This window comes from Pseudomonas sp. TMW22090, assembly GCF_022496665.1.
Classification (GTDB): Bacteria; Pseudomonadota; Gammaproteobacteria; order Pseudomonadales; family Pseudomonadaceae; genus Aquipseudomonas; species Aquipseudomonas gregormendelii.
In genome coordinates this window covers 194524-219545 of record NZ_SCFH01000011.1, presented here as the reverse complement: position 1 = coordinate 219545, position 25022 = coordinate 194524, and the positions used below count along the sequence as shown (strand labels likewise).

23 protein-coding genes and 3 pseudogenes are annotated in these 25022 nt (G+C 60.5%); 20 read left to right on the top strand and 6 right to left on the bottom strand.

Annotation, left to right across the window (positions count from 1 at the left end):
- Positions 1-3 precede the first annotated feature (3 nt).
- The 10 genes from EQV97_RS26350 (at position 4) to radC (ending at position 9969) form a co-directional block, all read left to right on the top strand.
- Positions 4-1629, top strand: coding sequence for a ParB family protein (locus EQV97_RS26350; RefSeq protein ID WP_240890365.1), 1626 nt, complete (start codon positions 4-6; stop codon positions 1627-1629).
- A complete protein-coding gene (locus EQV97_RS26345; RefSeq protein ID WP_240890364.1) occupies positions 1626-2174 on the top strand; it encodes a DUF2857 domain-containing protein in 549 nt (182 codons plus the stop codon). The genes EQV97_RS26350 and EQV97_RS26345 overlap by 4 nt, the downstream gene beginning before the upstream one ends.
- A complete protein-coding gene (locus EQV97_RS26340; RefSeq protein ID WP_240890363.1) occupies positions 2171-3400 on the top strand; it encodes an STY4528 family pathogenicity island replication protein in 1230 nt (409 codons plus the stop codon). The genes EQV97_RS26345 and EQV97_RS26340 overlap by 4 nt, the downstream gene beginning before the upstream one ends.
- A 242-nt stretch (positions 3401-3642) precedes the next feature.
- Positions 3643-4398, top strand: coding sequence for a PFL_4669 family integrating conjugative element protein (locus EQV97_RS26335; protein ID WP_240890362.1), 756 nt, complete (start codon positions 3643-3645; stop codon positions 4396-4398).
- Complete coding sequence (locus EQV97_RS26330; protein WP_240890361.1) at positions 4395-4913, top strand: DUF3158 family protein; 519 nt, start codon at positions 4395-4397, stop codon at positions 4911-4913. Before EQV97_RS26335 ends, EQV97_RS26330 begins: the two co-directional genes overlap by 4 nt.
- Complete coding sequence (locus EQV97_RS26325) at positions 4910-5377, top strand: single-stranded DNA-binding protein (RefSeq protein WP_240890360.1); 468 nt, start codon at positions 4910-4912, stop codon at positions 5375-5377. Before EQV97_RS26330 ends, EQV97_RS26325 begins: the two co-directional genes overlap by 4 nt.
- A gap of 179 nt (positions 5378-5556) precedes the next feature.
- A complete protein-coding gene (locus EQV97_RS26320; protein ID WP_240890359.1) occupies positions 5557-7524 on the top strand; it encodes a DNA topoisomerase III in 1968 nt (655 codons plus the stop codon).
- 941 nt (positions 7525-8465) lie between these two features.
- A complete protein-coding gene (locus EQV97_RS26315; RefSeq protein WP_240890358.1) occupies positions 8466-9047 on the top strand; it encodes an STY4534 family ICE replication protein in 582 nt (193 codons plus the stop codon).
- A 71-nt stretch (positions 9048-9118) separates the two neighbouring features.
- Positions 9119-9376, top strand: coding sequence for a hypothetical protein (locus EQV97_RS26310; protein ID WP_240890357.1), 258 nt, complete (start codon positions 9119-9121; stop codon positions 9374-9376).
- Between the two features lie 98 nt (positions 9377-9474).
- Positions 9475-9969: a DNA repair protein RadC gene (gene radC / locus EQV97_RS26305; protein ID WP_045060816.1), complete on the top strand. Its 495-nt coding sequence runs from the start codon at positions 9475-9477 to the stop codon at positions 9967-9969.
- Positions 9970-10397: 428 nt separating this feature from the next.
- Here radC and EQV97_RS26300 read toward each other — a convergent pair whose 3' ends face one another.
- Together EQV97_RS26300 and EQV97_RS26295 are read right to left on the bottom strand one after the other, a co-directional pair.
- On the bottom strand, positions 10398-10730 hold the full coding sequence (locus EQV97_RS26300) for a type II toxin-antitoxin system HicB family antitoxin (protein WP_240890356.1): 333 nt from the start codon (positions 10728-10730) through the stop codon (positions 10398-10400).
- On the bottom strand, positions 10727-10981 hold the full coding sequence (locus EQV97_RS26295) for a type II toxin-antitoxin system HicA family toxin (RefSeq protein WP_240890355.1): 255 nt from the start codon (positions 10979-10981) through the stop codon (positions 10727-10729). The genes EQV97_RS26300 and EQV97_RS26295 overlap by 4 nt, the downstream gene beginning before the upstream one ends.
- 289 nt (positions 10982-11270) lie before the next feature.
- Here EQV97_RS26295 and EQV97_RS26290 point away from each other — a divergent pair, with 289 nt between their 5' ends.
- The 8 genes and pseudogenes from EQV97_RS26290 to EQV97_RS26255 all read left to right on the top strand — a co-directional run.
- A complete protein-coding gene (locus EQV97_RS26290) occupies positions 11271-11813 on the top strand; it encodes a PilL N-terminal domain-containing protein (RefSeq protein WP_240890354.1) in 543 nt (180 codons plus the stop codon).
- Positions 11810-12481 carry a chemotaxis protein gene (locus EQV97_RS26285; protein ID WP_240890353.1) on the top strand — a complete coding sequence of 224 codons (672 nt, stop codon included), beginning with the start codon at positions 11810-11812 and terminating at the stop codon, positions 12479-12481. Before EQV97_RS26290 ends, EQV97_RS26285 begins: the two co-directional genes overlap by 4 nt.
- 9 nt (positions 12482-12490) lie before the next feature.
- The gene (locus EQV97_RS26280) at positions 12491-13210 is read left to right on the top strand and encodes a TIGR03759 family integrating conjugative element protein (protein WP_045060811.1); all 720 of its coding nucleotides are present in this window, start codon (positions 12491-12493) and stop codon (positions 13208-13210) included.
- A complete protein-coding gene (locus EQV97_RS26275) occupies positions 13192-13740 on the top strand; it encodes a transglycosylase SLT domain-containing protein (protein WP_045060810.1) in 549 nt (182 codons plus the stop codon). The genes EQV97_RS26280 and EQV97_RS26275 overlap by 19 nt, the downstream gene beginning before the upstream one ends.
- Positions 13737-14252, top strand: a complete 516-nt coding sequence (locus EQV97_RS26270) for an integrating conjugative element protein (RefSeq protein ID WP_052673007.1) — start codon at positions 13737-13739, stop codon at positions 14250-14252. Before EQV97_RS26275 ends, EQV97_RS26270 begins: the two co-directional genes overlap by 4 nt.
- 9 nt (positions 14253-14261) lie before the next feature.
- Positions 14262-16421, top strand: coding sequence for a type IV conjugative transfer system coupling protein TraD (gene traD / locus EQV97_RS26265; protein ID WP_045060809.1), 2160 nt, complete (start codon positions 14262-14264; stop codon positions 16419-16421).
- Between the two features lie 40 nt (positions 16422-16461).
- Entirely contained in the window at positions 16462-17190 is a 729-nt protein-coding gene (locus EQV97_RS26260; RefSeq protein WP_045060808.1) for a TIGR03747 family integrating conjugative element membrane protein, read from the top strand.
- A gap of 150 nt (positions 17191-17340) precedes the next feature.
- Positions 17341-17820 (top strand): annotated as a pseudogene (locus EQV97_RS26255) (integrase); the annotation flags it as partial.
- A 198-nt stretch (positions 17821-18018) separates the two neighbouring features.
- On the opposite strand, the gene EQV97_RS26250 reads toward EQV97_RS26255, so the two are convergent.
- On the bottom strand, positions 18019-19122 hold the full coding sequence (locus tag EQV97_RS26250; RefSeq protein ID WP_240890352.1) for an AMP-binding protein: 1104 nt from the start codon (positions 19120-19122) through the stop codon (positions 18019-18021).
- Between the two features lie 179 nt (positions 19123-19301).
- On the bottom strand, positions 19302-19679 hold the full coding sequence (gene pyp, locus EQV97_RS26245) for a photoactive yellow protein (protein WP_045060806.1): 378 nt from the start codon (positions 19677-19679) through the stop codon (positions 19302-19304).
- A 455-nt stretch (positions 19680-20134) separates the two neighbouring features.
- Between pyp and EQV97_RS26240 the strand changes: the two are divergent.
- Together EQV97_RS26240 and EQV97_RS26235 are read left to right on the top strand one after the other, a co-directional pair.
- Positions 20135-20308, top strand: a pseudogene (locus tag EQV97_RS26240) (IS110 family transposase); the annotation flags it as partial.
- A gap of 23 nt (positions 20309-20331) precedes the next feature.
- A pseudogene (locus EQV97_RS26235) lies at positions 20332-20489 on the top strand (transposase); the annotation flags it as partial.
- Positions 20490-21021: 532 nt separating this feature from the next.
- Here the strand turns inward: EQV97_RS26235 and EQV97_RS26230 are convergent.
- Positions 21022-23469: a DUF2309 domain-containing protein gene (locus EQV97_RS26230; protein ID WP_045060805.1), complete on the bottom strand. Its 2448-nt coding sequence runs from the start codon at positions 23467-23469 to the stop codon at positions 21022-21024.
- Positions 23466-25004 (bottom strand): NADH-quinone oxidoreductase subunit L, encoded by a 1539-nt coding sequence (locus EQV97_RS26225; protein ID WP_045060804.1) that lies wholly within the window; start codon positions 25002-25004, stop codon positions 23466-23468. The genes EQV97_RS26230 and EQV97_RS26225 overlap by 4 nt, the downstream gene beginning before the upstream one ends.
- Between the last annotated feature and the right edge of the window lie 18 nt (positions 25005-25022).

Here is a 25022-nt window from a genome sequence, read left to right as displayed (position 1 = left end):
CGAATGAAAAAGCCGACTCAGGAGGACATCAGCGGCAAGCTGATGACCGGCCACTTCGGGCACCGCCTTGAGGTGGATCAAATCGCCGACCCTCTCGTCGATACGCCCATGCTGGTGACCCTAGAGCAGCTGCGACCGTATGAACACAACCCGCGCTTTCTCCGTAACCCCCTGTACGACGAGCTCAAGGCCTCGATCCGCGAGCGTGGTTTGGATCAGCCCCCCCCGATTACCCGACGTCCCGGTGATGCATCCTTCATCATCCGCAACGGTGGTAATACCCGTCTGGCGATACTGGGTGAGCTGTGGCAAGAAACCCGTGATGAACGTTTCTTTCGCATTCACTGCCTGTTCAAACCCTGGACCAATGAAGTCAGCGCCCTGCTCGGCCACTTGGCCGAAAGCGATCTGCACGGTCAGCTCACCTTCATCGAGCGGGCGCTGGCGGTCGCCAAACTTAAGGCTATGTATGAACAGGAGGGCGCCGCGCTGCCACAACGCGAACTGGCCACCCGCCTGGCAACAGGTGGTTATCCGATTTCACAGGCGCACCTCAGCCGGATGCTCGGCGCCCTGGAGCACCTGCTGCCGGCCATTCCGCAAGTGCTCTATGCCGGCTTGGGAAAACATCAAGTCGAGCGTTTGATTAGCCTGCGCAACCAGGCCGAGCAGACCTGGAACCGCTACCGGTCGAACGCCTATGCCTTCAACGAGTTCTGGCTCGACACATTGGCCAGCTTCGATGCCGAGCCAGAGGGCTTTGACGTGGAGCGCGTTCAGGATGAACTCCTTGAGCGAATGAGCCAATTGCTCGGACAGTCCTATCGCATGCTGGCGTTGGAGCTGACCGCCAGTCAACGCCCGCAGCCGCAACCTGGCATTGTGGTAAGCCCATTGCCCGAAATCGGTCAACCTTTGAGCCCGCCCGTGTCAGCCCCACCCGCTCTTGAATCTTGCCCCTCCTCCCCTGACTACCGGCTTCCCGATGGAGAAAAAACAGCGCAGTCGTCTGCGCAGATAAATGACCCGCTATCAGCGCCACCCAGTCCCCCTTCACGGGTTCAGCACATCCGCGATCTGATCGCCCGCGAGACCATGAGCGAATCTTTGTCAGAGGCAGAGGCAGAGGAGCACACAGTCGCACCCACTACTGTCCAGGTGGATGGGTGTCACACAGTGGGCGACCTCTGGCTCATCGAACCCGCGCATGACACTCCCGAGCAGCTACGTTCCGCCATCTTCAACCTGGCACAGCACCTAGCGAGTTACGCCGGACAGACCGACAGCGTGGTCGAGCAGAACAACGGGCTCGGTTATGCCCAGCGGATGGAGCCGTTCAAGCAGTGCTCACCCCGCGCCACCGGTATTCATCTGCTGCTGAGCGCCCTGCTGCGCGTGCATGACGAGGTCCATTGGGAGGATCGCCAACAACTGCCCTCGGCCCTGTTCGGCCAGTTGCTCGTTGGCGTCTACCAGATCCCGCTGAATGATCGCCCCGCCCTGAACGTGGGCTTGGAGCGGCTGCCGGATGAGCAGTTGATCCAGCTCTTTCGGCTTATCCGCCTGGCTCGACGCCTGATCGATCAGACGCTTGGGCCTTCGCTCGCCCCACCGGAGGCACTGTCATGAGCCTGTCCTTCAACCTGCTCAATCAGGCCATGCTGACCCAAGTGCTGCATGAACTGCGTCAGGGCAACCTGCAGCGCTGCAAGGCATTAGGCTTGGGCGAAGACGACCTCACCCTGCTGCAATCCTTACCGCCCACCACCTTGTCGCGCCTGGCCCATGCCAGCGTATCCTGGGTCGAAATCCGCATCGACTCACCGGTGCTGCGGCGCCTGATTGAGCAAGCTGATCGCGACGAACAGAACGAGCGGCTGATCAACCGGGCCCTCAAACTCGGTGCCAGCAGCACCATCATGTACCAGTGCTTCGGCTTGGCCCATTCGGAAACCGCGCTGCGCCGTCGGCTGCTGAAAATCGAAACCCGTAAGGGCCGTCCGCATCACCTCAGCGAAGCGCAAGAACATGCGCTCTGGCGGCGCTGGTGCCAGTTGCGTGAGCAGGAAGGCGCGGAGGATCAACTCGACGCGATGATGATGCTGGCCGAAGAGCAACAGATCAGCCTGGTGGTGGTCTGGCAGCAAATCGCGCAGCACAGCACACAGCCGTGAATGCTATGACGACCTCCCGTTGGCAACGGGTGCTTCAACAGTGCGCCCGACAGTTAGAAAATCAGTGGCCTGCCCGTCCTGCGGCCCCGAAACCTTCCGCCTCTGGTCTGCAGGCCGGCTTTCTGTACAGCGGCCAATCCCTCGATGCCGTGCCACGCCGCTTGCTGCTGGACAGTCGCTTGACGCCGCTCGAGCGCAACGCTTGGCAGGTGTTGCGCTTGTTATTGGACGGCCAGGGCTTGGCCACCCCCCGCTACCAAGATTTGCAGCCTTATTTGTCGACCGTTCCCTTTGGCCCTGCGGCCTCTCGCGAGACCATCGCCCGTGTGCTCACCGTGCTCCGCCTCACTCGCTGGCTCAGCCTGGTAGCACGTGGCCGCAATCCCACCACGGGGCGCCTGCAAGGGTCGCTGTATGTGCTGCACGACGAGCCACTGACCCCAGCCGAAGCCATGGAACTGGATCCGGACTATTTAGAGCTGGTCGGGCATTGCCTCGGTCACGCCGCCAAGAACGTGCGTATCGTTGCGCAGCACGTTCTGGAAGAGGTTCAGCGAGATACCGATATTGATCAGCGCCGGCTGCCCACCCGGCTGGATGTCTTGGGTGAGCGCTTGGCAGAGCACGCCTTGGAGACACCCGCGCCCGACGCCCCCCTGCACGAATCCGAACTGGGTGAAACGACCGCCGTTCGGATTCGTGCAACCCCTAGTTCGGAGTCCGAACCCGGCCTAGAACCCAGCATTCACGGCAGCGTTCAGAATCCGAACGCTGCCTGTACTGTATTAAAAGCATGTATTAGTACTGTACTGCACGCGAACTCCGGTATGGAAAAGCCAAGCGTGCAGTGGCCCGCGGCATTGCCTCTGACCCCAGAGGAGCAACAGGCCGCGCTCATTGCGCTGAACAAACTGGAGCCCGGTGATCGCCAGGCGGTATTAAACGAGGCGGGGGCCCGCTGCGCGGCCGGTGGCATCCGCAAACCCACCGCGTACCTGATGGGTCTGATCCAGCGTGCGCTACGCGGAGAATTCCATCCCTGGGCGGGTCAGGCGGCAGCGTCACCCGTCGTCAGCTCAGGTGCGACGGCACCACCACCACCACCACCACCACCACCACCACCACCACCACCTCGATCCAGAAAACCAGGTGAGCCCCTATCACCCTTGGTGCAAGCCTGCATGGATGAGTTGCGTCAGCTCCCCGGGAAACGCCCTGGCGGTTAGTAGATTTGATGCCCCTGGCATCAAGGCGGATGCCGTCCTGAGACCTCAGATCGTTGAGGGGGCAGTTGTCCCCATAGCGATCCTGGACATCAATGGATTTGATGCCCCGGGCATCACACCCGAGAGCGATCAGCAACACCATTCACCCGTGGCAAACCGAACGGACCGCGTTCAGCTTTTGGGCTGCCCTTGCCCATCCTTCGCCGCAATGCTCTCGCCAAAGTACCTGCGAGGACAACACCATGGCCGATCACTACCAACTCAACCTGGGCTCATTGCGCAGCAGCATCACCCTGACCCTGCACACTCACCACGCCGCGCGCATCTGGCAAGGCCGGACGGCTCGCGAAGGCGTGCATCCGATCATGGGCATGGCCGGCTATATCAGCGTCACCAACCTGATCAAACAGACCTCGGCCCACGACGATCCCTACGCCGACTGGGCCATGTTGCAACTCGAAGAAAAACTGCTGCAGGCCAAGGCCGGGATGTTGCAACTGACTCAGCAATTGGATCGGGTCAAGCAGGACCTGCCGACCCAGATCGACATGGGTGACAACCTCAATATCCATCCGGTGACCTTGCCACTGTACATCGGCAGTCAGTTGGGTTTTCTGGCGGTGTACCTGCTGACCGACTACGACACTTTGGTGCGCCGCACCTTGCTCGCCCATCACACCGCGCTGATCGGGCGCGTCGACATGGAAGCCTGGATCGACGACGGTGCCCATCTGCTGCGCAGCCTGTTCGGCCTGGCGCAGCGCTATCGGCATGCCGGTGTCACCCGGGATGACATGGCGACGAACAACGCCCGAGCCCATGAAGCCATCGATAAGTTCGGCCTGCCGCCGCAGGACATCCTCGAGGGCCTGCGGCGCTCGCAGTTTGCACCGCCGATCATCCGCGGTGGTGCTGCGCCCATGGCTGACACTGAAGCCCTGGTAGGCACCACGGAAGATCCGCCAGCGATCCTGCCTGAGCCGGAGGATCAAGCATGAGCCCCATCAACCCGACGCAATCGATACCCCGCGACATGCTGACAGCGGATGCCTATCGACAGCTCGAACACGCAGCCTCCCTAAAAGGCCTTTTAAAACCTTTTAAGGGTAAGGGGGAGTTGGAGCACTTGGCGCAGGTGGCGAGGGACATCGAGGCGCAGTTATGCCAATTGATGGAGGCCGTCATACATCAGGCCGGACGACCACCTTACTCACTGCTGGATACGCGACTGGTGCTGCAAAACACCGGTACCGGCAGCGCCTTCCTGCGCTGGCGTACCCGTGACTTCGCCCGCATGGGCGTGGCGGTGTGGGAGCAGCAAGTGACCAATCCCATCCTGTCGCCGGCCATGCGCGAAGGGCTGTACCAATTCGAATGCGAGCGCATTGCACTGAACCTGCAGATGAGCGTGGTGCATTCGCTGTTTCGCCAGGCCACCACCTGCGCGATCAAAATGGCCAGCGCCGAGCAGGTGCTGCGCCAACTCACAACCGCAGTGGAGGTATCACGATGAGTACTTTTTTCGTCGGCGAAGGCAACATCGGCAGTGCGCCAGAGTTCCAGGAATTCACTTCCGGCAATGACGAACCCCGCCGCTTGCTCCGGCTGAATGTGTATTTCGACAACCCCGTGCCACGCGAGGGCAGCTATGAAGACCGCGGCGGTTACTGGGCGCCAGTAGAGCTCTGGCACCGCGACGCCGAACACTGGAGTACGCTATACCAAAAAGGCATGCGCATTCTGGTGGAAGGCCGCACGGTCAAGGACGAGTGGGAAGACAGCGAGGACAACGCACGGGTCACCTTCAAGATCGAGGCCCGCCGCGTTGGCATCCTGCCGCACCGTGTGCACAGCGTGGTGATGCGGGAGCGCTCCAGTGAACAGGCGGCGCCTGAGAAACGCGGCGAACACAGTATAGCCCGGGCCAACAGCCAGGGCTCTTCAGCAGCCGCAAAATCCAGGAAGCGCAAGGCGTAATCAACCCAAAAGCGAAGGGCGACGGGCCTACAAGGTGCGCCTCTGGTGAGCCTGACGTTCACCCTTCAGTGCTAGGCTTCCCGGCATGAAAAATGTGGAGAGTCTGGCATTCAGGTTTCTCATAGCCCGCCCCTGCGGTTTCCCTCGAAGCTGCTCTGGACCCCATCCGGAGCAGTGTTATGCGCCTATTCCTCTGCGAAAAACCCTCTCAAGGTCGAGACATTGCCAAAGTGCTGGGCGCCACCCGGCGCGGTGATGGTTGCCTGCTTGGCACCGACTCCACCGTCACCTGGTGCATCGGCCACCTGCTCGAGGCCGCCCCGCCCGAAGCCTATGGCGAGCAGTACAAGAGCTGGTCGCTGGATCAGCTACCGATCATTCCCAGGCAGTGGAAGGTCGAGGTCAAACCCAAGACCACCGGACAGTTCAAGGTCATCAAACGCCTGCTCAATGAAGCCTCCAGCGTCGTCATCGCCACCGACGCCGACCGCGAAGGTGAGATGATTGCACGTGAATTATTGGAGCTCTGCCACTATCGAGGGCCCCTTCAGCGCCTCTGGTTGTCCGCGCTCAACGAGGCATCGATTCGCAAAGCCCTGGCCGCACTGAAGTCCGGCGAGGAGACCTTTCCGCTCTACCATGCAGCCCTAGCCCGCAGCCGAGCCGACTGGCTGATCGGCATGAACCTGAGTCGGCTGTTTACCCTCCTCGGTCGGCGTGCGGGTTACGACGGGGTGCTGTCGGTGGGACGGGTGCAGACCCCGACCCTGCGTTTGGTGGTCGATCGGGATCGTGCGATTGCCAGTTTTGTCCCAGTGCCTTACTGGGACGTGGAGGTGAACCTGTCCTCGATGGGTCAGCGTTTCATCGCGTCGTGGTTACCGCCCAGCTCAGGACGAGATGACGCAGGTCGTTGCCTGCAGCAGGCACTTGCCCGTCACGCGCTCCAAGCGATCACAGGCGGCAAGATCGCCACAGTGCTCTCGTTGCAGACTGAGCATTGCCGCGAAGCACCGCCTCTGCCCTTCGACCTGAGCACGCTGCAGGAAGTCTGCTCGCGCAAATTGGGGTTCGGTGTTCAGGAAGTCCTGAATATCGCCCAGGCCCTGTATGAAACCCACAAAGCCACCACCTATCCACGCAGTGATTGCCGTTATTTGCCGGAGAGCATGTTCGACGAAGTGCCGGCGGTCCTCGATGCCCTGCTCACCACCGATCCTGCGTTGCAGAGCGCACTCGAAAGACTCAATAGCTCGTTGCACTCACGGGCCTGGAACGATGCCAAGGTCACCGCGCACCACGGCATCATCCCCACCACCGAGCCAGCGAACCTGGCTCGGATGTCCGAACCCGAGCGCCAAGTCTACGAACTGATCCGTAGCCATTACCTGGCGCAATTTCTGCCGCATCATGAGTTTGATCGGACCCAGGCCGAACTGGAGTGCGGTGGACAGCGGTTAACCGCGGTGGGTAAACAGATCCTGGCCCAGGGCTGGAAAAGCTTGCTCGACGACAGCGCCGAAGACGATGAGCCGAGCCAAAAGTCCCAGGTACTCCCCGCCTTACAACAAGGTACGCAATGCACTGTGAGCGACGTCGAACTTAAGGCCCGGCGCACCACCGCCCCCAAACCCCTCACCGAAGGCGAGCTGATCAAGGCCATGAAAAACGTGGCCAAACTGGTCAGCGATTCCCGCCTGAAACAGAAACTGCGGGATACCACCGGCATCGGTACCGAAGCCACCCGCGCCAGCATCATCAAGGGTTTGATCGACCGTGGTTATTTACTGAAGAACAAACGTGCCCTAAAGGCTTCGGCAGCGGCCCATACCCTGATCGAGGCGGTACCGGCCGCAGTCGCCGATCCGGGGATGACCGCGATCTGGGAACAGGCTCTGGACGAAATCGAAGCAGGACGTCTGACCCTCGAGGCGTTCGTCGCCAAGCAGGCAAGCTGGATTGCGCAATTGATCGAACACTGTGGGACGCTCAGCTTGGCGGTGCCTGTCGCAGCCGGTCCGACGTGTCCGGTTTGCAACAATACGATACTTCAGCGTAAAGGGACGTCGGGGTTGTTCTGGTCGTGCTCCCGGTACCCGGCATGCAAGGGGACTTTGCCCCTCAAAAAAGAGACGCATCGCCAGTGATGCGTCGCCTAAACATCAGGATTTCTCTTCCGCAAAGGGTGGAGCGAATGATCGCACCTCTCGGCAGTACCTCAGCACTGAGTTCAGACTTGACGCTGGCGCGCCGTCTCTGCTGTAGTAGTTTCGGTGCATCGCCAATGGCGACCCAAGACCGATAAGCTCCGGGTAGCTCGGTCGGACTCTCAGAGTTCGGGGCCTTCTGCTCAGTGGAACAATTTCCCCACTACATGCTCGACCTCATCGTGGTGGCGGATGACCCCTGTTGCCTCTACCAGGCAATAGCGGTCATCCGCTTCGACGCTCATATTCAGCCCCGGCGCCCACCGGGGAAATACTGGGCACCCTTTGTGCGCGGATGCGTGCCAGTAGGTTCCGACCCAGGCCACGACAAGGGTCGGTTGGCGAATCATGACGCAGTAAATCAAGCTTTGCGAGGAGCCGTTCGACTGCGCAAGACCGTCAAAGGTGGCTTTTCTCTTCCTCGCCTGGCCCCCGCCGGGCCCCTCTTCACTTTTTTCAGTCCGCTGATTGCCACTGTATTCCAGGTATCAAAAATTGGTTTGCAGCGCCTTGACGCGCGACGTTGCAAGGTTTACAGAAAGGGCGTGGTTCGCTGTCGTTGACAGCCCAGCCCAGGTAGCCAGAACCTTTAAGGCTACGCCACGTTCGTGGTGGTTGACCCAAGTGCGATCAGCGTTCGGAGGCTCGCACGGTTACCGCTTCAGCGGTGATGAATGCCCACTCCCCCAGGTCCTCGGACTTTTCCCGCGGACGCTCTTCTACCGTACCGCTATTTCCCAGATGCAGCATCCTGCTCGTCATTGGCTTGCCGCTGACGGCTCGTTCATTGCTGACTTTTACGTTACCCACCCTGACGGGGGCTCACTTCCCCGTCCAGGGAGTGTGTGTCGCCGTTTTCCCATGAAACAGGAGAAACCATCATGGCCCACGCCAACCAACCCCAAGAAGCCATCACCTACTTCAATTTGCACACCGTCGGTATCGGCTACCTCAACCGTGTTCGTGAAGTACAAGTCCGCCGCGGCCAGCCATTCATGGCTTGCGATATCGCCGCCCTACACGGTGCCACCGATGCGGTGGAATACACCCGCTTCGATTGCAAGGTCGCCGGCGGCGAAGCTGAACGCTTGATTCGTCTCTATATGGACGCCGTCAAAGCTGAGAAAAAGGTTTTGCTGTCGTTTCGTATCGGTGATCTGTGGATCGATCCGTTTCTATACGAGAAAGGTGAGAGACAAGGCCAGCCAGGCGCCAGCCTGAAAGGTCGTTTGCTTTTCATCGACTGGATCAAGGTCGACGGCTCGATCGAGTACAAAGCGCCCGCCAGGCAGGAAGCACCAGCCCCTGCGGAGCACGCGCCAAATCATGAGTCCTCTCCAGCGTCGGCGGAGACCAAATCTGAGGAGAGCGCAATCCCAACAGAGGCTCAGCTCAAACCTGAAAATCAACCCTCTCCACACACCGCTAGCCGTGACGCAACCCACACTGTTCAGTCCATCTGAACAGTCCGCGATGTTCCTCACCCAGGCGCTCAGTCGAGCGCCTGTACTTCACTTAGCACAGGAGAACCACCATGGAATCCTTCTGGCTTTGCAACGACTGTCTGTTCGCTGCTGCTTACGAGGACTACAGCGCGTTATCGCTCTACGACACACCGGATGAAGTCGAGAAACGCCTCGCGGCTATCCAACGTGGACTGATGCACTTGATGCCCATCAGTGCTGACTTCGACGCCGAGGCCGGCTGGGGAATCAAAACCTTTTCCTCGTTGCCCTGTGAGGGTTGTGGATCGCCCCAATCGGGTCAACGCCACCAATTCACTCGGCTGTAAACGACGCAACATCGGCTAACGCCCGCCATTTCATACCCACCTGGGGAGACCACTCCCCTGGGGTGCCTCCCCCTAATGACTCCATCGGAGGCACTACCATGGGCACCCAACTCATGCTGATTGAAAACATGGATTTCGAGGCCGATCGTATCGCCCAGGAAAACCGGGTGATCGACGAAGCCCTGCTTATTTTGGATCGTCGGCTGTTCTCCCGCGGCCCCGACCTGGCCTCACCTGACGCCGTGGCGGCCTATCTCAAACTGCAGCTTGCGCAACAAGAGCATGAAGTTTTCGGTGTGATTTTTCTAGATGCTAAGCACCGGGTGCTGGCGTTCGAAATTCTGTTTTACGGCAGCATCGACGGCGCCAGCGTTTATCCGCGACAGGTCGTTAAGCGCTCTCTGGCGCATAACGCGGGCGCTGCCATTTTGGTTCACAACCACCCCTCAGGTTGTACGGAACCCAGCCAGGCAGATCGCCTTCTGACCGCACGCCTGAAGGAAACCCTGGCCTTGGTCGAAGTGCGTGTACTGGATCACTTTATCGTAGGCGAAGGCCGTCCCCTCTCCCTGGCCGAATATGGCTGGCTTTAACCCTTACAGGCGCCTTCGGGCGCCTTGTTCATATGCACCCAGCATGGAGACACAATCTTGTGGATGAATGTCCCACCGTCAACTGACCACAGCAAACGAAGGGAAGACGATGAGCTGTTGCTGGGATTGAAGAAGTTTCAAGTCTTCAAGACTGCAATCGTCCAGCGAAGAACACGCTTCGGACATGAGAGATCGGTAGAGGCACAGCATCGCCTTCAGCGGCAGAGGAAGATCTTTCAAACAGCAGAACTGAATCAATGGAGCATGACTGACATGCTCAGGATGATACGCCCGGCAAAGCATCGGGCTTTAATTCGTATCTACCCTGTTATGCCTTCGTCACATTTGCCAAGCATCATGCGGTCAGCCAAAAGGATTTGGCCCTATCTACAGAGAGCCCGCCCGTGCGGGCTTTTTGCTGTCTGGCATCACGCGTGCGTAGCACGCTCGAACACTTCGTCAGCCCACTGGTTTAGGCTCTTGCCGGCGGATTGGGCAGCAATGGTCGCGGCAGCATGCACTTCGGGACGAATGCGCAGCATCACTTTCCCAGAGGCTGGCTTCTCAGGGCTGAGCCCTTGCTCAGCACAGTCAGCCAAATAATCCTCTACAGCGCCAGCAAACTCGGCGCGCAGCTCGGCCACGGAATCGGCGTGAAAGCTGATGATGTCGCGCACACCCAACACTCGGCCGACGAAGATGTCGTCACGCTCATCAAACTCGACTCGAGCCGTATAGCCCTTATAGGTCATGCTGTTCATAGCTCAACTCCTGCTCGCTGAAGAAACTCGCGAGCTTCTTCTACCTGATACTTCTTGGCTTCTTTTCCTGGGTGCGGTCGATGGCAGCGCCATTGCGCGTCTCTCAGTACGAGCTTGACCCGCGAGCCTTCGCGCTCCAGTACCTGACCGCCCAGATGAATGACCAAGGCCTCAATGTCAGAAAAAACTACCCCCGCGCTGGTTGGCGTGCGGTAGATAGATTCCAGAGTTTTTCGGTGCCTGTTCTTCATGCGTCTTATGCTATCAAAAAAAGATAGCACACGCTAACCCTTCCAAAACCGCCGAAGGCCGCCACTGAGGGGGTACTTTTGCATATGCAGGCACCCCCAGCACGCTATCTATACTGTCCATTGCGGATGAAATCCTCCATTAGCCTGTCATTGTCGGACTCGCCGTTTTTGATGAGTAACAACGTGAAGCGCAATGCATTATAACGACCCACCCTGAGTCGGATTTCTCACTGAGTCATCCTGCTCCTCATGCCAGGCTCTGTACTGAATCTGACATGAGGATTTTTCTATGGGCCGTTTCTTCACGCCTATTTGCCTGCTGGGGATGCTCAGCGCCTGCACCGCGCAGGTCACCAGTACCTCATCACCCCCACATCTGATCGACAGAGGTGCCAGTCGGGCACACTCCTCGATAAGCACCGTCGAAGGAAGACATCAGGCAGAGCTCCGTTACGGCCGCTATACGCGGGTCAGCACCGAACCCACGCCAGAGCAGTGGGATCTTCTCGCGCAAATTATCGAGGTGACCATCCCGTCCAGCCTGAGCCCCTCAGTACAGGACGCCCTGCACCACGTGCTCCAACGCTCGGGCTATTCGCTCTGCCCTGCCACCCCATCGGTGCAAGTGCTCTTCACCCGGCCCCTGCCCGCAGCCCATTACCGGCTTGGCCCCATCACGCTGCGGAGCGCACTGCAGGTGCTGGCTGGTCCGACCTGGCCACTCACGGTCGATGAAGTCAGTCGTTCGGTCTGCTTCACCCAACAAACAATCGGTCTCGCCGCCCTGCCGCTGACGGCTTTCCTGTCCCGCTCACCGGAGACGGGCCCATGAAATCCTCGACCTTTCAAACCTTCATGGTTGGCTTGCTTTGCCTGGCAGTCGCCGGCCTGACCGGTGGTTTGTACAACCAGTATCAGCGTCTGGACGAGCTGCAGAGTACGACCACCGAACGCCTACAGCCCCTAGACACTCTGCGACACGATGTAAGTGCACTGGAGAATGCACGGAAAAAGCTGCAGTTCGCATTGAACGACTTGAAACTGGCAGTCGATAGCGGCGAGCAACAGGGCAATACGCTCGACCCCCTGTTGGATCAGTGGGCGCAAGATATCCAAGAACTGCGCAAGGGTTTGGCCACCCGTGCCACCGAGGCCGACATGACGGCGCTGCGCGCACGCCTAGAGCAGGCCGAGCAACGACTTCTGGACCTCAAGCCCCGGTCACCTACCCCACCCGCAACATCTTCAGAGTCCAAACCAAAAAAGACCGCTAGCCCCCAGCTCGTCGCACTCTCACCACCGTTCTCGGTGCTGGCGGTCGAGTCCCGCGCGGGTGAACGCTTTCTCGCCACCGCGCCGCCTGGCAGTCGCTCGCTCGCGGATATCCGGCTGCTGCATAGCGGTGAACAAGTCGGGGCCTGGCGCTTGAAAGCACTGGAGCCGAGATCCGCCCTCTTCGCGGTGACGGGTCAACCCGATCAGACTGTGCCACTCCCGTGAGAAGCGATCATGAACAGAGCGCCGTTAGCCACTCTCGTCTGCTTCGTGTCGCTGCTGGCCGCAGGCTCCGCGCTCGGTGATACCGTCACGACCCAATCATTGATTCAGGATACGCCGTCGACGTCTTTGGCACGCTCCCGCACCGCGCAAGCGGCGAACTGGGGACTCACCGAGCAGGAGTGGTCACGTTTCGAGCGCATCCAGGCTGGGCCACGTGGCTTCTGGAGCCCGAACCTCGACCCGTTGACCGCACTCGGAATTGAAGCCGAGAGCGACCAGGCACGTCAGCGCTATGCCGAATTACAGGTCACGCTAGAGGCTAAACGGGCCGAACGCGAACTGGCCTACCAGAACGCTTACAACACCGCTTGGGCCAAGCTGTTTCCCGGACTGCTGCCCATCCAGGGCATGGCGTCCCCGTCCCCAACCAGTTCACCGGTCGCACCCCGCCCTGCCTTGTTTGTCGAAGACCAATGCCCAGCCTGTTCCGCCGAAGCGCAACGTCTGCAAAGCCGTGACGTGGCATTCGATATCTACCTGGTGGGCAGCCAAGGTGAGGATGAGCGTGTGCGCAGCTGGGCGCGGCAAGCCGGCATTGACCCAGCCCGGGTCCAACGCCGGCAGATCACCCTGAACCATGACCGGGGTCACTGGTTCAGCCTCGGTGCACCAGGACCTTTGCCCGCCACATTCGAACAGGTGAATGGACAATGGCAACGCCTCCACTGATTAGCCTGGTACTCATGCTGATGACGCTGGCGACTCAGGCCGCGGAACTACCGCCACCCGCCTACCAACTGGCGGCACAGCGTTCCGACATCCCGTCGACGGTGCTGTTCGCCATTGCCTTGCAAGAGAGTGGACTCCGCGTCCGGGGTCGACTACTGCCCTGGCCCTGGACCCTGAATATCGCCGGTAGCCCTTATCGCTTCGCCACCCGCCAGGCGGCGTGCCAAGCCTTGCTCCTAGCGCTCGCCCAGCATGACGCCAAGCGGATTGATGTCGGTCTCGGGCAAACCAATCTGGGTTACCAGGGACAACACTTTTCCAGCCCCTGCGACGCCCTCGACCCCTATCGCAATCTCGCCGTGACCGCCGCGCTGCTGCGTAAGCACCACGCCGTCACCGGGGATTGGGTGTTGGCGGCCGGACGTTATCACCGCCCGGCGGGAGGTGCAGCGGCTGCGCGCTACCGCGCGGGTTTTACCCGGCAACTCGAACGGCTGCTGATTTCCCTCAACGAGGTCACACCACCATGAAGCGCATACCTCTCACCTGTTACTGCATCCTGCTCCTGGCACCTTTCGCCCAGGCGGAATTGACCGTGGTCGGAGATTCGCCGGACGACGTCACGCTGCCCTATTTACACGTGACAGGTGCTCAGAGGAGTGACCGACCTCAACCTGATCGGGCCATGCATGCCGACCTGTCTACGTTTACCGATGAGGCGTGGATCCTGCCAGTCCGCAGTTCCCAATTGAGTCCTGGCCCAATCTCGCCACGAACCCTGAACATGCCTGGCCTACAACCCTTCTTTTTGGTGGGTGGCGACCCTCAGTCGCTGACCTGGCTGCGTCAACGCGCGACTGAACTCCGTGAGCTGGGCGCGGCCGGCCTGGCCGTCGAAGTAACCGATACCGAAGCCTTGCTCCGGATTCGAGCGGCGGCGCCGGGCCTCACCATCCTGCCGGTCAGCGGTAACGAGATCGCCATCCGCTTGCAGATCGAGCACTACCCCGTCTTGATCACCGCCACCGCACTGGAACAGTGAGCCCCGACCATGGCCGAACATGCGATGGAATCCAAGCTCCGGCCGGCGGTGGAACTGTACACCGTAGCGATCTGCATCGCGGCCGCCGCGCTGTGCCTGTATTCACCTTGGGCCGTGGCGCTGTCCCCTGAAATCGGCCTGGTCGCGGCGTTGGCCTATGCCTTGTTTGGTTTTATTCGACTGCGCCAAGCCTGGGACGTGCTCCGCTATCGGCGCAATATCCGTCGCTTGCCCCGCTACGAACTGACCAGTCGACAGATGCCCGTCAGCCGCCAACGCTTGTTCATGGGCCGCGGTTTTCGCTGGACTCGCCTGCACACCCAGCGTCTGGTCGAGGCCCAGGACCCGGCCGTGGCCCGTTATGTCGATCCGCCGACCCGCTACCGCCTGGCCCGCAGGCTTGAACGGCACCTGGAGCATGCGCCGTTTCCACTGTCAACCCTGGCACGAATCACCGCGTGGGACAGCACCTTCAATCCGCTACGGCCGTTGCCCACTGTAGGCGGTTCACCGCTGCTGCATGGGGTTGAGCCGGATGAGATGGAAGTCAGTCTGCCACTGGGCGAACGGGTCGGACATACCCTAGTGCTGGGTACCACCCGTGTGGGCAAGACACGCCTGGCCGAGGTGTACATCACCCAGGACATCCACCGCGTAAAACCTGAGGTGGTGATCGTGTTCGACCCCAAAGGCGATGCCGACCTGCTCAAACGCATGTACGTGGAGGCCAAACGGGCCGGCCGGGACAAGGAATTCTATGTATTCCATCTGGGTTGGCCAGAGATTTCGGCCCGCTACAACGCCGTAGGACGCTTCGGGCGTATCTCGGAGGTGGCCTCGCGCATCGCCGGGCAACTCAGCAGCGAAGGCAACTCCGCCGCTTTTCGCGAGTTCGCCTGGCGTTTCGTCAATATCATCGCCCGGGCCCTAATCGAGCTGGGTCGGCGCCCGGACTACCTGCAGATCCAACGGCATGTGGTCAATATCGACGCCCTGTTTATCGAATACGCCCAGCAGTTTTTCGCCAAGACCGACCCGACAGCCTGGGAGGTCATCGTCCAACTCGAAGGTAAACTCAATGAAAAGAACATTCCTCGCCATATGGTTGGACGCGAAAAACGCGTGGTGGCCATCGAACAATACCTGGCGGCGAAACGGGTATTCGATCCGGTACTGGATGGATTGCGCTCGGCGGTGCGTTACGACCGCACCTATTTCGACAAAATCGTCGCCTCGCTGCTGCCACTACTGGAAAAGCTCACCACCGGTAAGACTGCGCAGTTGCTGGCCCCCAATTACACCGACCTGGATGACCCGCGACCGATCTTCGACTGGATGCAGATCATCCGCAAACGCGGCATCGTCTATGTCGGCTTGGATGCGCTGACCGATGCCGAGGTCGCCGCGGCGGTGGGCAACTCCATGTTCGCCGACCTGGTCTCGGTGGCTGGGCATATCTACAAGCATGGCATCGACCATGGCTTGCCTGCCGCGGGCAGCAGCGCCGACAAGCTACCGATCAACCTGCACGCCGATGAGTTCAACGAGTTGATGGGCGATGAATTCATTCCGCTGATCAACAAGGGCGGTGGCGCAGGCATTCAGGTGACGGCGTACACCCAAACCCTCAGCGATATCGAGGCACGTATCGGTAACCGCGCCAAAGCCGGCCAGGTTATCGGAAACTTCAACACCCTGCAGATGCTCCGAGTACGCGAAACCGCCACCGCTGAGCTGCTCACCCAACAGTTGCCCAAGATCAACGTGCTGACCAAAACCTTGGTCTCAGGCGCCACCGATACTTCCGACCCGGAGGCCACCACAGACTTCACCTCGTCCTCCCAAGACCGGGTCAGCAGCACCAGCGTGCCGCTGATCGAGCCGGCCCATATCGTCAGCTTACCCAAGGGGCAAATGTTCTCCTTCCAAGTGGGCGGACAGCTCTGGAAAGTCCGCATGCCACTGCCCAAGCCTTCGCCCGACGACGCCATGCCCAAGGATTTGCAGGAACTGACTCAGCGGATGCGCGCCAGCTATAACGAGCAGGCGGGGCACTGGTGGAGTGCAAGCGGTGGCGGTCCGACGCTCGACTTCGATCCAGATCGCGCCACGCCACCACGTACCTCCTCAGTGGTGGATTCAAGTGCGCCTACTCAGCAGGTGCCGTGACAATGCCGCCCCGGCAGTGCGCCTCGCGGAGTCAAGAAGGATGACTTCAGTTCAGCCCCCTCCACCGCAACCGATCCAGCGCCCAGGGCTGATCGTGTCGGCGATTGGCCTGTTCCTGCGCATTATCGGTTTGCTGATCGCCTCGTTGTTGTTCTCGATCCTGATCGAGTTTGCCGGTCTGCTGCTGTTCTGGGGTGATCAAGGCTGGCGACACAGTCAGGCAATGCTGAGCAGCGAACTGGGCTGGCTCAGTGAGCACTTCAAATCCTCACTGATCCTCCAACAACCAGGGCAGACGATTATCCAGTGGATGGATTTCCTCAACCACTGGTTGTTGGTCAAGACCGGTTTTGCAGACTTTGCCCAGCAGGCGCGGGTGTCGAGCCAGGGCAAGGGTTTCTGGAGCGGGATCAATCAGCTGTATGTGAGCATTGAGGATTTCGTCCTGGCGGCGGTGTATGTCAGCTTCACCTTTGTGGTGCGTCTGACCATCTTGGCCTTGGCGATTCCTCTGTTTCTGCTGGCCATGTTCACCGGTTTTATCGATGGCCTGATGCGCCGCGACCTGCGAAAATTTGGAGCCGGGCGAGAAAGCAGCTTTGTCTATCACCGGGCCAAGCGAGCGGTCATCCCATTGCTGATCGTGCCCTGGATCCTTTACCTGTCCCTACCCTTTTCGCTTAACCCGATGGCGGTATTTCTGCCGTGCGCCGTGATGCTCGGGGTGACCATGGCCATCACAGCGGCGACGTTCAAAAAATATCTCTGAGTGCGACACGAATGCTTATCTGCGCAAGTGTTCAGGAGGCCAGCTCATAGATGCCCAAGCTCCCGGCATGCGATTCTCGGCCGGAAGGAGCCGCCTGTCACGCGTCAGTGGACACCCCCCGCAGCTGATGGCTTCGAGAGGAGTTTGATCATGGCATTGGTGGGTAGACGAGGTGGACGAAATTTTGGCTATGGCCGACAACTGAGTTATGCCGGACCGCAAGCCTTGCGCGACTTTTTTGGCGGCGGGCATTACGCCACGGTCAAGGCGCACAGTGATCGCTGGCAGGCGTTTATCCGCTGGTGTCGTTCGGAGGATGGGCCGGGGTTTAACGATGCGCGACACATAGATCGGCAGACCTTGCTGGACTACGCAGAGCATCTGCGCCAACAAGTTGAACAAGGCGCTATCGGCCTCGCGACCGCGCAAAATCGGTTGTCCAGCGTGAACCGGACTATGGCGGCACTTCGCGGCGATCAGTCGGTGAAGGTGCCGAGTCCGAGTATGGCATTGGGAATGCGGCGCACCAGTGTTCGTCGCTCGGTGCCGCAAGGCCAAAACCACGAACATGTGAAGCGAATCGTCGACGTGCTCTGTAAACACCAAATGCCGCGCGTGGCGGCCATCGTGTTGACACCGCCGCCGAATTGACCCACGTGCTGACGCAAGACTGATCCGCCTCCAAATCTGCACAAATTCAGCAAAAGCAAAGGTTCGCGAGGGACAGACTGGGTCAGCGATATCTCGGCAACTTGATCAATTCAGCGTCGGCGTCAACAGACAACTTTTAGCTTGCCTACTTTGCGCTGAGCCAGATGAGGCATAGTCCTATAAAGGCCAGTCGCTTTCCTTGCCTAATGCGCTGCGCGGCAGTTTTGAACCGAATGTAAAGGCTTTGGGGCGCTCGGCCACTGTCAAATTGCACGTGCACCATGCCTGCAGAAGTGCCTTAAGGGCTACTTCGTCATCCTGGCCCTCTGAGGGCACGATAAAGGCTTTCAGGCGTTCGCCTTCAAGTGGCGACATAAGCCGAACAGCCGCCGCCGCGACCTCCGGCAGGCTTTGCAGGCGCTCGCTGATGCTGGCTGGAAACACATTGATCCCGCCTACCTTTACCGCCTTGTCTCGACGGCCTATCGGCCGGAAATAAGCCTGATCCAGCCACTGCAGTTGGTCGTTTAGCTCATAATCTGAGCCGCTGACGCATTCGCTCAAGGAGTCAGCGTGACTGCCGCGCTGCCATCGCGGAAGCAGTTTGAAGGGCGACTCGGGGTCGCCGCGCATGCCGATCCCGCCGGTCTCGCTTGAGCCGTAGACCTCGATCATGCGCTCCAGGCCTTGCTGGCGCAGTTGGCGAATTAGCCTGGGATCACATGGACCGGTAGAGGTGATGGCGGTAATCCCTTCTGCAAAGCAGGCGCCCTGGCGAGTCAGTTGCCCCCAGATAAACGGAAAGCCGATCAGCAGATCGCCTGCCTGCATCTTGCGTTGGTTGATCAGTGCCAATGCCTGTGGGCCCCGAATAACCGGCAGTTGCAGTTGCAAGGGCAGCAGTACGCTGAAGATGAAGCCGTAAATGTGGTGGCATGGGCTGAGCGCGATAATGCGCTGCGCTGGCTGCTCGGTGTCTGGACCTAGGTACTTGGCAAAAAAGTGTGCCTCGTTGACCAAGACATCCCACTTCTGCGGGCATTGCTTGGGCGTACCCGTGCTGCCGGATGTGGCAAAGGTGAGGTTCTCAGATCCGCGTAGACGCGCGTTTACGACCAGCTCTGCCCATTCGCCAATGGTCTTGAAGCGCAGTAGGTAATCTTCAAGACCGCTGTCATAGATGTTGAAGAAGGTGGCGACGCGGGTCGCCAGGCTGAGCAGCTCCAGGGAATCAGCACCTATGGCGATCGGGTACTGATCAGACTCACAGGTTTCATGCACGTCACCGATCAGGGTCGAGGCATCCCAGAGTTCGCTACCTATATGGTGTACAGACAGGTAGCGCAGGGATTTGAGTTCATCAGCGAGTAACGACACGATAACGGCCAGAATGCTGGCTTTATCCAGTTCAAGTCGGTTCAAGCTGATCTCTGCGGGCTGGTTAGGCATGGGGAGTTCAATCAGAGGCGCTTAACGAATACCCAGTAGGTGTCGTCGATCAGGGCCTTCTTCATGTGCACTTTTACTTTGGTGGGCTTCATTTGATAGTCGAATACATATTCGAACATCGTGTTGAGGTTGCCACTTTTGACACCATCGGCGAAACGGCCCTGAAACTCCGGGCGATTGGTGCAAGGAGCCACATCACGGAAAAAGCTCTTGCCAATAACCTCACTCGGCTTACGACCCGTTATGTCACCTTCAGCGGCGTTGTACTGCAGGATTTTGCCAGAGGCATCGAGCTGAATGGCGCCAAACGCCACTTTATCGAGTTGCCCGGTGGTCATCCTAGCGAGGGTGTTTTCAATGTCGTTGGACCCGAAACTGACTAATTCCATGACGTATTCCCGTTGGCCGATGTAAAGATTTTAGTTGTACAGAATGCGCCAGATGTACAAGTTTTGCAAAATTATCCTGCGGCTGCCTCTGCTAGCCTCTTGCATGGGATCATGGGGATATCCGGCCGGCTATGCCCATCAGCAGTTACCTCGACCTATCCATCCAAACGCAGAACAGTGGTGGTGTTAGCAAAATGCCTAAGTGCTAATAGCTGTCCTCGGGCGGACGCCAGCTTGGCATTCAGGATGCTGATACGCGCCGGCAGTACAGGGTCGGAAGCCACTCCAGCAATTCATCAAAGGCCCCATACTTTCGATATGCGCTCGCTTATGCTTGCCTCCAACCGAACTGGAAAAAACTTCATAGGCCTTGGTATGGACGCCCCCGCCCATAATCGGATCGCGTACCAGAGTGAGTCGTGTCACCATCCACTCGCACGAAGGGGTAGTCAGCTCTGGAAATCAGAATTGTTAGTATCGACTTAGCCAAAAATGTGTTCCAGATTCATGGCATAAACGAGTGAGGCAGGCCCCTATTGCGCAAGGAACTGAAACGCGATCAGGTGGCAGTATATTTTGCCAACTTACCGCGCTACCTGATCGGCATGGAAGCTTGTAGTGCTCACTACTAGGCCAGTAGTCGCTCTATCGTGATGCGGAGAACTTTAAAAACGGGCGGCAATTAGCTGCCTGGTTAGGCCTCGTAACTCGTTAGCATTCCAGAGGTGGAAGGCCAACATTACTAGCATCAGCAAGCGAGAAGACTCGTGTCTGCGAACCTTTATGATTCATGGCTCCCGCTCAGTGATCTAAAGGGCCGGCTAGAAAACGATCACGATATTTCTCCTGTCGAACTGGACTGAGCTGGATATCTGGCAGTGCAACCATATCTTGGGTATCGAGGTCGTCGACTTGTACGGCGCGGAGCCAAGTCCAGTGGTAGAGCTGCACGGCAGGACGACGCGTTTGCTCGCGCACCTGAGCCCGTATCAGCGCGCCAGTATCCAGATCCGCTGGTATGTTTTCGCACGTTTAGCCGCTACCCGCTGACCAGCGCCGTGGAGTCCAAGGCGTAGTCGCGCCCGTGATTACCCAAGAGATACTGCTGACCCGGACCTCCGAAAACCAAGGCTGAGTCATCGACCATGAACAGGAAGGCTCGATGGATAAGAAAGTCGAGGGTTTATTTCTAGCCCGCTCGCCGGGTTCTAGAGCGCAAGAGCAGACTGGGCCCTCAGACGGCCTTTGCGTTTATCTGTGTTCTCTGTCCCCCGGTTCGCCGACGCGTTTTCCCCGTCAGCCTGGCCGCAATCCCGCTCCCGATAGAGACGGCCTGCGCAGCTTAGTCACCTTCCAGAGGTTGCCAGCCCTCGACCGTACGCCGCTCCAGTTGAGCCGGCTGACCGTCGAGGCGCAGCAGATGAAGCCAGCCATGGTGAACCAGATCCCGCACTACCGCGTGCGTTGCGATCACCCGATCGATCATGGCCTGCGGCGCATCGATCACCACATGCAAGCGCAGAGGGCGATGCATCCACTGCCGGCCATCGTGCAGCGACTGACGGGCCAGGCCGATGCGCAGATCGCCGCCGTTGCCCTCGAACACGCCGATGTGCCCACCCACCACGTTGTGCAGCAGCTTGTTGCCGCTGCCGAAGCGCAGGTTGTCGGTGGTCGAGGTGAAGTATTGCAGGTTGATCCAATGCGCCACCACCATGGGCGCGGTCATGATCAACTCTAGCAGCCGCCCCTCGCCATCCTGCCGCCAGTCATAGTCATGCAGGAAGGCCCGGCCCTGCAGGTCCACGCCCCGGGTGCGCGAGCGCGGCGCGGCGATGAAGGCCGCATTGCCGGCTAGGCCCCATTCGGGCCGGGTCTGGGCCCAGTCCCGGGCTCGCCGGCGCAGCAGATTGAGCAGTTTGCCGGGCTGCTCCTGTACCGGGGCCAGTCCCAGCTTGGCCGCCCGTTCGCGGCGTACCCGGGCAGCGGCCTCATCCAGTGCCTGACGCACGCGCTGCCAGCTTGGCTGCAGAGTGGCCGGAACAGCCTCGTGGGCGAACACCTGCACCTCATCGGTGCTGGTGTTGTGCAGACCGGCCAGGACGTGGCAGTACGCCGGCAAATCATGCCCGCGCTTGCACAACTCGGCACGCACCTCGACCTCATTGAGCAGCCCGGCCAGCAGGCGCGTATTGATCTCGCCACTCTGGCCGCAGCAGGCGCCGCAGTCGAGCCCAGCCGCCTGGGGGTTGTTGGCGCTCTGACTGCCGTGCCCAAGCAGCACCAGCAGCGCAGGCATAGGCCCCCTCAACCCCATGGCCTGCAGGATGCGCTCGGCTAGGTCGACCTTCTGCGCCAGCGGCATGGCCGGCAGCAGCGGTTGCAGTTGCTGCCACTCGGCGAGGCGCCAGGCACTGCGGTGCGCCTCCTCAGCCCTCCCGAGCAGACCGCAGGTGCGTCCGAGCAGAGCCCCGGCATAGCCCAGACCGACACTCTCGACAAGGGTGAAGGTCGAGGCCGGCAGACGTTCAAACAGGCGCCAGCGCCCCTGGCGTGCCAGCCGGTCTTGCCGCAGTCGAACCAGTTGATGATCCTGCTCAGCATCGCCGCTGCTGTCGCTGACCTGCAGCTGCGGTGCCAGCAGGCCCGGCAACTGCGGGCGGGTGGCGGTGGTGCCCAGCGGCGTGTAGGCGATGGGCAGGCCGAAGAAGCCGGCGAAACCGCCTGTATCGAGCTCGGGACAGACCTGTTCCAGGGCGCGGCGCAGGGGCTCGGAGCGCACATCAATACAGAAGAACAGCTTGGCCAGCCGCGCCTTTGGCGCTGCCGCCGGTTTGGCTCGGCACAATAGCCCTTGCAACTGCTCCTGCCAGGCCAACTCGTCGGCCCGCTGCCACAGCTGCAGGGCTTGCCAGTCGGCCGACGGCGGCTGCTGAAGCAGGCGCTGCCAGGCCGAACGCCAGCGCTGCCAGCGGCTCTGCGAGTCGCGCTGACGATCGTCTACCAGCCACTCCCAGGCCGCACGGATGGCCAGCAGCTCCAGCATCGTTTGGTCATCCTCGCCCTGCTGGCGCGCCTGCCAGCGCTGGTAGGCACACCAGGAAGCCCAGCCCAGGCTGCGCAGCAGCAGGCAGTCGAACCAGGGGGCCCAGTCATCGGCTGTCAGCCCCAGGCGCTGCACCGCCGCCTCCAGCGCCACCTGCGGCTGCAACGGCAGCTCGGCGATGCGTCCGTCCAGGTCGCGACAGGCACTTAGTACGCTGAGCCCTCTATCCGCCAACATGCTGCTGCGCCAGGCCTGGTACAGACCGGCGCTGTCATCCGGGCGCCAGTCGGCCTGTTCGCGGTCGAACCAGGCAGCGCAGCACTGGCCGATCTGCTGGGTGATAAGCACCGGCCAGCCCGGCTGCGGGATACCAGGCTCGGCCAGGTCTTCCAGCAGTGGCAGCCCCCCGTTTGGCTCCTGCTTCGCATCCAGAGCCTGCAGCAGATGCTCGCTGGTCCAGGACACACCCTGCTCGGTCAGGGCCTGATGCAGGTGACGCTCAGCGATGCTGCCCTCTTGCCAGGCCTGCCGGTAGTCCTCGGTGCTCAGGGTCAGGCGACTGCCAGCGCGCAGCCAGAGCTGTTGTGCGACCTCATGCCAGGGTTGCTCGCGACGCTCCCACAGCGGGTTGACTGCGATCATGCGATCCAGCGGCCAGGTCGGCGCGATGCGTGCACAGGCCTGCAGCGCTGACGCATGCAGAGCATCCCGGTCGAGGCTGACTAAATGTTCGAGCGCAGTCATGTGCGGTCTCCAGTCGCGAAGGTCGAAACCCGGAGCGGGCGAACCGGCCACAGGCGGAAGGTCAGACGGGTGAAGTGCTCATCCAAGTAGAAGCCGGCAAAGGCCAGCGGATATAGGCGTTGCGCCAGTACTCCCTTGGGGCGGGCCAGGATCACGGCCTGCAGCACGTAGAGCCCGAGGAACAGCAGCACTGCCAGCCAGGTCAGCGGCAGGGGCGCTTCTGCGTGCGGGTAGTCCAATATCCAGGCCGCCGCCTGATGCCAGATCAGGTAGGCGCCTAGAAGTAGAGCGAACACCACCATTCCATGCAGCACGTGGCCCTGACGCAGGCACCAGGGGGCCAGGCCGATGGCCAGGATCGCCAGGGCCGCCAGGGGCAACTCGTAGGTTGGTACCAGCCAAGTCCACAGCCCCTGCAACAGCGTCAGCGCCAGGCCGGCCAGCAGCAGGGCCAGCAACAGGGCCAGCAACAGGCTGCCCAGGCTGGGCATCAGAGCGTGGGGGTGCAAGGCATGTCGACGCGCCAGTGCCACGGTCTCTCCGGCAGCCAGGAAGGCATGGGCCTTGTAGAACGAGTGCGCCAGCAGGTGTACCAGGGCCAGCTCATAGAGCCCCAGACCACACTCCAGCAGCATCAGGCCCATCTGTGCGCAGGTCGACCAGGCCAGTCGCACCTTGATGCTGATGCGCGTCATAATGACCAAAGCGGCGACTACAGCCGTCAGTCCGCCGACCAGCACCAGCAGGCTCTGCGCCGGCACGGCGGCGGAAAACAGCGGCGCGAAGCGCAGCAGTAAAAATCCACCCAGATTGACCAGCCCCGCGTGCAGCAGCGCCGATACCGGTGTCGGCGCCTCCATCACTTGAATCAGCCAGCCATGCACCGGCAGTTGCGCCGACTTGAGGATGACCGCCAGAGCCAGCAGCAACGCGGCCAGCTGCAGGTCCCAGCCGAGCTGGCCGTTGGACTGCAGGCGTGCGTTCACCGCATCGAGAATCATCGCGATGCTGCTGTCGCCGCCGGCGCGCACCAGGAGCACGGTGGCCAGCAGCAGGCACACATCGGCCAGGCGGCTGGCGAGAAACTTTTTGTGTGCCACCACCAGGGCCTGCGGGCGGTCGCGGTAGAAGGTGAGCAGTAAGTGCAGGCACAGGCTGGAGAGTATCCAGGCCCCGACCAGTAGGAACAGATCGGAGCTGGTCACCACCGTAGCCACGGCTGCCAAGGTACCGAGCAAGGCCAGTACATAACGCCGCTGTCCTGGCTCACCCTCCAGATAGCGCCAAGAATAGTCGATGATCACCAGCGCTAGCAGGCCGACCAGACCGACCATCGCCAAGCCGAGCCGATCGTTGCCATGCCCATCGAGGGCCGCCTGCAACCAGGCACCCGCCGCCAGTCCCAGACCAAGGCAACCGGCCAAACGGGCCGGCCACCAGAGTCCCTTTGGCGTACGCACAAGGGCCACCGGCAGCAGCGCCAGGGTATACACCCAGGGCAGCAACTGGGCTAGGGGAAAAAACAGGCTGGGCATGGGGCAGTCTCCGCGATG

Bases quoted from the DNA above. Each gene is read 5' to 3' on its own strand.
- EQV97_RS26310 (WP_240890357.1), top strand. From the start codon at position 9,119: ATGGAATCCTTCTGGCTTTGCAACGACTGTCTGTTCGCTGCTGCTTAC.
- EQV97_RS26260 (WP_045060808.1), top strand. From the start codon at position 16,462: ATGACTTCAGTTCAGCCCCCTCCACCGCAACCGATCCAGCGCCCAGGG.
- EQV97_RS26270 (WP_052673007.1), top strand. From the start codon at position 13,737: ATGAAGCGCATACCTCTCACCTGTTACTGCATCCTGCTCCTGGCACCT.
- EQV97_RS26350 (WP_240890365.1), top strand. From the start codon at position 4: ATGAAAAAGCCGACTCAGGAGGACATCAGCGGCAAGCTGATGACCGGC.
- EQV97_RS26315 (WP_240890358.1), top strand. From the start codon at position 8,466: ATGGCCCACGCCAACCAACCCCAAGAAGCCATCACCTACTTCAATTTG.
- EQV97_RS26300 (WP_240890356.1), bottom strand. From the start codon at position 10,730: ATGAACAGCATGACCTATAAGGGCTATACGGCTCGAGTCGAGTTTGAT.
- EQV97_RS26345 (WP_240890364.1), top strand. From the start codon at position 1,626: ATGAGCCTGTCCTTCAACCTGCTCAATCAGGCCATGCTGACCCAAGTG.
- EQV97_RS26330 (WP_240890361.1), top strand. From the start codon at position 4,395: ATGAGCCCCATCAACCCGACGCAATCGATACCCCGCGACATGCTGACA.
- EQV97_RS26290 (WP_240890354.1), top strand. From the start codon at position 11,271: ATGGGCCGTTTCTTCACGCCTATTTGCCTGCTGGGGATGCTCAGCGCC.
- EQV97_RS26230 (WP_045060805.1), bottom strand. From the start codon at position 23,469: ATGACTGCGCTCGAACATTTAGTCAGCCTCGACCGGGATGCTCTGCAT.
- EQV97_RS26275 (WP_045060810.1), top strand. From the start codon at position 13,192: ATGGCAACGCCTCCACTGATTAGCCTGGTACTCATGCTGATGACGCTG.
- traD (WP_045060809.1), top strand. From the start codon at position 14,262: ATGGCCGAACATGCGATGGAATCCAAGCTCCGGCCGGCGGTGGAACTG.
- EQV97_RS26225 (WP_045060804.1), bottom strand. From the start codon at position 25,004: ATGCCCAGCCTGTTTTTTCCCCTAGCCCAGTTGCTGCCCTGGGTGTAT.
- EQV97_RS26335 (WP_240890362.1), top strand. From the start codon at position 3,643: ATGGCCGATCACTACCAACTCAACCTGGGCTCATTGCGCAGCAGCATC.
- EQV97_RS26320 (WP_240890359.1), top strand. From the start codon at position 5,557: ATGCGCCTATTCCTCTGCGAAAAACCCTCTCAAGGTCGAGACATTGCC.
- pyp (WP_045060806.1), bottom strand. From the start codon at position 19,679: ATGGAATTAGTCAGTTTCGGGTCCAACGACATTGAAAACACCCTCGCT.
- EQV97_RS26295 (WP_240890355.1), bottom strand. From the start codon at position 10,981: ATGAAGAACAGGCACCGAAAAACTCTGGAATCTATCTACCGCACGCCA.
- EQV97_RS26280 (WP_045060811.1), top strand. From the start codon at position 12,491: ATGAACAGAGCGCCGTTAGCCACTCTCGTCTGCTTCGTGTCGCTGCTG.
- EQV97_RS26325 (WP_240890360.1), top strand. From the start codon at position 4,910: ATGAGTACTTTTTTCGTCGGCGAAGGCAACATCGGCAGTGCGCCAGAG.
- radC (WP_045060816.1), top strand. From the start codon at position 9,475: ATGGGCACCCAACTCATGCTGATTGAAAACATGGATTTCGAGGCCGAT.
- EQV97_RS26285 (WP_240890353.1), top strand. From the start codon at position 11,810: ATGAAATCCTCGACCTTTCAAACCTTCATGGTTGGCTTGCTTTGCCTG.